Source organism: Geobacillus sp. PK12 (assembly GCF_004123125.1).
Taxonomy (GTDB): domain Bacteria; phylum Bacillota; class Bacilli; order Bacillales; family Anoxybacillaceae; genus Geobacillus; species Geobacillus zalihae.
This window is the reverse complement of sequence record NZ_SDKL01000151.1, coordinates 1-1,114: the sequence shown is the minus strand read 5'-3', so window position 1 is coordinate 1,114 and position 1,114 is coordinate 1. Positions and strand designations below refer to the sequence as shown.

The window sequence follows — 1,114 nt, the reverse complement described above, 5'->3', positions numbered from 1 at the left end:
GAAGGTATTTATAATGTTATACAAAGAACATCAATAAGAAAAAATGAAAAAATTATTCCTGTTGAAAAAGGAGTGATTGGAAAGATTATTAATGGTGTTTTTCAAAGCATAGAAAAGCAAACATATGAAGTAGATATTAAATCATATGGTTTATTTGCGCTAAATGAAAAATTAAACAATCATATCTTTAGAGAACTTTTAAATTTTTATGATTTTGAAGATGCTAGAAAATTATATGTTATAGCCTCTTTAAGAACTATGTTTTCAGATATTAAAAACGAACATTTAAAACATGAGTATGATACAAATTTTATTTCTGAAATATACCCAAAATGTGCACTATCACCAAACACTATCTCAAGTTTTTTAGAGAAAATAGGTAAATCTAGTTCGAAGATGGAAGACTTTATGAATAAAAGATTAGAAGAGTTTTCAAACCACTCAATAGTTATTGATGGTATGTTGAAAAACAATACATCAGAAACTAACATTTTCTCTGAAATGTCTAGAAAGTCTAGAACTAAAGGCGCTCAAAACTTAAACCTTATTTATGCTTATGATATTAATGCACAAGAACCTGTTGCTAGTTCTGTTTACCCAGGAAATATGCTAGATTACACTGCTTTTAGAGACTTTTTAAGAACTTATAAGATTAAAAATGGATTCTTAATTCTTGATAGAGGATTTGATGATAAAGAATGTAAAAACTTAATGAGAGAAAAAAATATTAAATATTTAATGCCCATAAAAATAAATCATACTTTTAAAAAATTTAATTTAAAATCTGGATTTAATTTCACTTTTACTTATGATGACGACACAATAAGAGCAAAGAAAATTATCATCAACAACAAATATTATCTTTGTTATAAATCAACCCTAACTGAAATGGTAGAAAAGAAAAATTTCATAAGTCGTGCACACAAAAAAGGTGCGTATGATGAAATTAAATTACTAGAAAGAGAAAATCTTTTTGGATTAATAATTTTTGAGTGTAATTATGATTTGGACTTAAAAGATATTTATGTCGCATATAAAAAGAGATGAGAAATTGAATTGCTTTTTAAACAGTTTAAAAATGTGCTTGAACAAAACGATGCAAATGTTCAAGGAA

Annotated in this window: 1 pseudogene; it reads left to right on the top strand. The window is 25.7% G+C overall.

Annotation, left to right across the window (positions count from 1 at the left end):
• Window positions 1-1,114: pseudogene (locus tag ETR37_RS18645) on the top strand (IS1634-like element ISMbov2 family transposase); the annotation flags it as partial.